The 3,952-nt window shown below is 63.2% G+C and carries 5 protein-coding genes; 1 reads left to right on the top strand and 4 read right to left on the bottom strand.

The window, feature by feature from the left end; all coding sequences use genetic code 11:
• A partial coding sequence (locus ACK4SV_RS16130; protein ID WP_409918865.1) for a GcrA family cell cycle regulator occupies window positions 1–104 on the bottom strand: 104 nt, incomplete at its 3' end.
• 219 nt (window positions 105–323) lie between these two features.
• Here ACK4SV_RS16130 and ACK4SV_RS16125 point away from each other — a divergent pair.
• Window positions 324–1,202: an ABC transporter permease gene (locus ACK4SV_RS16125; protein WP_409918864.1), complete on the top strand. Its 879-nt coding sequence runs from the start codon at window positions 324–326 to the stop codon at window positions 1,200–1,202.
• Between the two features lie 195 nt (window positions 1,203–1,397).
• Here ACK4SV_RS16125 and ACK4SV_RS16120 read toward each other — a convergent pair whose 3' ends face one another.
• From ACK4SV_RS16120 to ACK4SV_RS16110, 3 genes are all read right to left on the bottom strand, one after another.
• The gene (locus ACK4SV_RS16120; protein ID WP_409918863.1) at window positions 1,398–2,057 is read right to left on the bottom strand and encodes a peroxiredoxin; all 660 of its coding nucleotides are present in this window, start codon (window positions 2,055–2,057) and stop codon (window positions 1,398–1,400) included.
• Between the two features lie 143 nt (window positions 2,058–2,200).
• Entirely contained in the window at window positions 2,201–3,292 is a 1,092-nt protein-coding gene (locus ACK4SV_RS16115) for a DUF5694 domain-containing protein (RefSeq protein WP_409918862.1), read from the bottom strand.
• Window positions 3,293–3,332: 40 nt separating this feature from the next.
• On the bottom strand, window positions 3,333–3,952 hold a 620-nt coding region (locus tag ACK4SV_RS16110; protein WP_409918861.1), incomplete at its 5' end, for an MFS transporter.

Here is a 3,952-nt window from a genome sequence, read left to right as displayed (position 1 = left end):
GCATTGCGCGTGACCCCGCCCAGTTGTTTGGCGATCTGCGAGGCCGAGTGGCCTTCGGCCCACAGCTTCTTGAGCACCGTTACCCGTTCATCAGTCCATGACATGGCTTGCAGGTCTCCCGGCGGGCCGGCACCAGCACTTGTGGCCCGAACCCCTAGATGTTGTGGCAGCTGTTAAGCGCTGCCCTTTCGACACCTACATCTTGTATCACCAGCGAAACGAAACACAACATGGGCCTACGGCATTCCACAGAGTTTCTATATCTTGTGGTCAGACACTGATCAGGCCCTGCTCAGGCGCGCGGCGCGGTTGCGGGCGAAATAATGCGCCCCCGGCCACTCGCGCTCTGCAGGCACATCACCTATCTGGGCGTCATGGATACGATTCCCGAGCCGTCGCAACCCCGTCTTCGCCAATACGGCGCCATCAACAGCCTTGGCCTGTGGACACTCTACAAAAGAGAAGTCGGCCGGTTCATGAAGGTCTGGATGCAGACCGTCTTCGCCCCCGTGGTGACGACGCTGCTGTTCATGACCGTGTTCAAGCTGGCCTTTGGCGAGCGGGGCAATCTCACCGGCGATTTTGCAGGCCTGAAGTATAATGACTTCCTCGCCCCCGGCCTGATCATGATGGCCATCCTGCAGAACGCGTTCTCGAATACGAGCTCCAGCCTGCTGCAGGCGAAATTCAACTCCACCCATGTCGATTTCCTGATGCCGCCGCTGTCACCGCTGGAGCTGACGATTGCCTTCCTCGGCGGGGCCATCACGCGCGCCTTTGTGGTCGCGAGCATCTCGGCGGTCGCGATCCAGCTGTCGGGCCTCGCCAGCCTGCCCATCGCGCATATCTGGCCCATCCTGTGGTTCGGCATCACTTCCGCCGTGATCCTCGGCGCGCTCGGTGCCTTTGCCGGGATCTGGGCCGACAAGTTCGACCATCTCGCCGCCGTGACCAATTTTGTCATCGTGCCGCTGACATTCCTGTCCGGCACCTTTTACGACATCAAGGTCATGGTGGAGCCATTCCAGACGCTCGCCCATCTCAACCCGATCTTCTACATGATCGACGGCTACCGCTACGCTCATCTCGGCGTCGCCAATGGCTCGCTGATGGTCGGCGTGATCTTCACCGGCGTGCTGACCGTGGCGTCAGTCGTCTGGATCTGGGCCCTGTTCCGCCGCGGCTACAAGCTGAAGGCCTGATCTGGCCTGCAACACAAACCCACGCTCACACGGCGTCATCCCGGAATTGCCGAAGGCAATATCCGGGACCCAGGTTTTGCTGTGTGGACTGAAGAAGTTCTGGGTCCCGGACAAGTGCTGCGCACTTTCCGGGATGACGAAAGTTGAGGGATAAACCGTCCAATGGGCCTGTGAGGCGCCAGTGGACCGAAAGCCCTAGTCCTTCGGCTGCGGCGTCAGGCGCAGATAGGGCAGCACGCGCTTGAAGCCGCCAAAGCGTTTCTCCGCGTCCTCATCCGAGACCGCGCCGGTGACGATCACGTCCTGGCCCTGTTTCCACTGGGCGGGCGTCGCGACCTGATGCTTCGCCGTCAGCTGGATCGAGTCCAGCGCGCGCAGGATCTCGTCAAAGTTCCGGCCCGTGGTCATCGGATAGGTCAGGATCAGCTTGATCCGCTTGTCCGGCCCGATGATGAACACCGAACGCACGGTCGCATTGTCCGCAGGGGTGCGGCCTTCGGAAGTGCCGGAAATGTCCGCCGGCAGCATGTCATACAGCTTCGCGACGGTCAGGTTCTGGTCGCCGATCATCGGGTAGGCGACGGACTGGCCGGTGGCGGTCTGGATGTCGGCCTTCCATTTGTGGTGGCTCTCAACCGGATCGACCGAGATGCCGATGATCTTGGCGCCGCGCTTGGTGAATTCCGGCGCGATCCCGGCCATGTAGCCAAGCTCGGTCGTGCAGACCGGCGTGAAATCCTTCGGGTGGCTGAAGAGGACGGCGTAACCATCCCCGATCCAGTCATGGAAGCTGATCTTGCCTTCCGTCGTATCGGCGGTGAAATCCGGGGCAGTGTCATTTATGCGCAGCGACATGAAGTGTCTCCTGTTGGCGGGCGCCCAAACGTCTGGCCGGGCGAGAACATAATCCTTGCGCTCAGATGTGGTTGCAGACAGTCCGGAACAACTGAACTCACACGCTAGCAGCGCTAAAGCGCGGCCCGCGCTGCACGCCGCCTCTATTCCAGCACGGCCATGATGTCTGCGGTGTGCATATCAGTCATCATGTCCAGATAGGCATCGAGCCATGGCTTGTGCGCTGACCCCACGAGCGAGAGCACCCGCCCGCCGACGGCATCGGCGGATGCTTCGCGGATATGAGCCGCCATGCGCAGATTGCGCGTATCCCATTCTGCCATACGCACCCGGCCCACATCTTCCGGCCAGGCCCGGTCGATCATTACCCGCCATTGACCTTCGGCATCCAGATGCCCGTGCTCAACCGTGTTAAGCATCCGGAAATAGTCCAGCAACGCGTCTGCACTCCGCCAGTCATCCGCTTCCAGCGCCGTGGCGGTAAAGACGGGGTGGTCGAAAATCACCGCAAATTCGGGCGTTTCCAGTGCGGCCGTCATCGGCCCGGCCACCCGGCCCATCAGGTGCGAGGCTGTGTGGTCATCGGCCGGGTAGACCCGCTCATGGCCCAGCCGGACGGCCAGCGCCACGGCGATCTGAACGTTTTCGTTGCTGGAGGCTGACACCCGGTCCAGCAGCTCAGCCAGTTCGCTAGTCACGCCCTCTCCCGGCAGCCTGTCCGCCGCGTCGAGACGCAGCCACTGCACCAGCGCAGAGTAGACATCGCCCGATGCGGCGAGGAGGGTGGCAAGGCGGCGCCGCTGGGCCGCCGACGGCGCGTCCGGCCAGTCGGCCAACGCCTCGTCCGCCGCCAGGCGGGCTTCCGGCATGGATAGCCCGGTCTCCGCTCCGGCAAGGCGCACACCGTCCAGCGCCGCGCGGGCGAAATAGCCCACGGCTCCGTCAAAGCGCGCATCATAGGCCTGCATCAGGAAGATTGTCTCAGGTCCCAGCGCCTCTATGGTGATGACACTGGGTCTGAGCGTTTCAAGCCGGTCCAGAAGGCCCGACAGCGCCGCCGGGTCGAACCCGTCATACTGGGCCAGATGGGCGGTGCCGAGCACGTACACCTCGGTGGCATCACCATGAACATGGGCGGCATAGTCTCTTGGATCGAAGGCCGCCGCGGCGTCCTGCGCCTCGCAGACGGCGACGGTCATGAGACAGGCGAGAAGGGTGGCAGAAAACTTCAACATCAGTTTTGCTCCCACTCAAGGCAGCGAGTGTCAATCGCCGCTAAAGCGACGCCCGGGCCGCATCGCGCCGGTAGTTGCGCGTCGCCATCAGCAGGCAGGCGATGCTGGCCGCGTTGAGCACGAGCATCGCTTCCAGCGCCTGGGCAAGCGGGCGGGTTGATCCGCTGCGCAGGAAATAGTCTGACAGCTCTCCAGCGATCCAGGGGCCGCAGCCGATGCCGATCAGGGTCAGGCAGAACAGCATGAAGGCCGAGGCGAACGAGCGCATCCGCAGCTTTACCAGTTCCTGCGAGGCGGTGTAGGCGATGCTCGCATAAATCAGCCCGATGAAGCTCGGCACGATATTCCAGGCATAGGCGAGCTCCGCCGTCGGCGCGCGCAGGAACATCCAGGCGAAGGGCAGAGCCAGCCCCGCGCACAGCGCGATGATCAGCGGCCGCCAGCGCAGGTCGCGCTTCGACAGCGTGTCGCACACCCGCCCGAGCACGACGGCGCCGATGCTGCCGACCCCGCCGATCAGCACGCCCAGAGGCAGCGCGACCTGGCCCGGCGAGAGATCATGCGTGCGCTGAAGATAGCTCGAGGTGAAGACGAGGAAGGCGTTGGACGAGATGCAGATCAGAAGACAGCCCGCGAGCAGCCAGAGGTAAGACGACTGGC

The organism is Hyphomonas sp., assembly GCF_046313735.1.
Taxonomy (GTDB): domain Bacteria; phylum Pseudomonadota; class Alphaproteobacteria; order Caulobacterales; family Hyphomonadaceae; genus Hyphomonas.
The sequence above is the reverse complement of the archived record's forward strand: the minus strand, read 5'-3'. Positions and strand labels throughout refer to the sequence as shown.

Excerpts from the sequence above, each read along its gene's own strand:
- ACK4SV_RS16125 (WP_409918864.1), top strand. The coding sequence starts at position 324 with ATGCGCCCCCGGCCACTCGCGCTCTGCAGGCACATCACCTATCTGGGC.
- ACK4SV_RS16115 (WP_409918862.1), bottom strand. The coding sequence starts at position 3,292 with ATGTTGAAGTTTTCTGCCACCCTTCTCGCCTGTCTCATGACCGTCGCC.
- ACK4SV_RS16120 (WP_409918863.1), bottom strand. The coding sequence starts at position 2,057 with ATGTCGCTGCGCATAAATGACACTGCCCCGGATTTCACCGCCGATACG.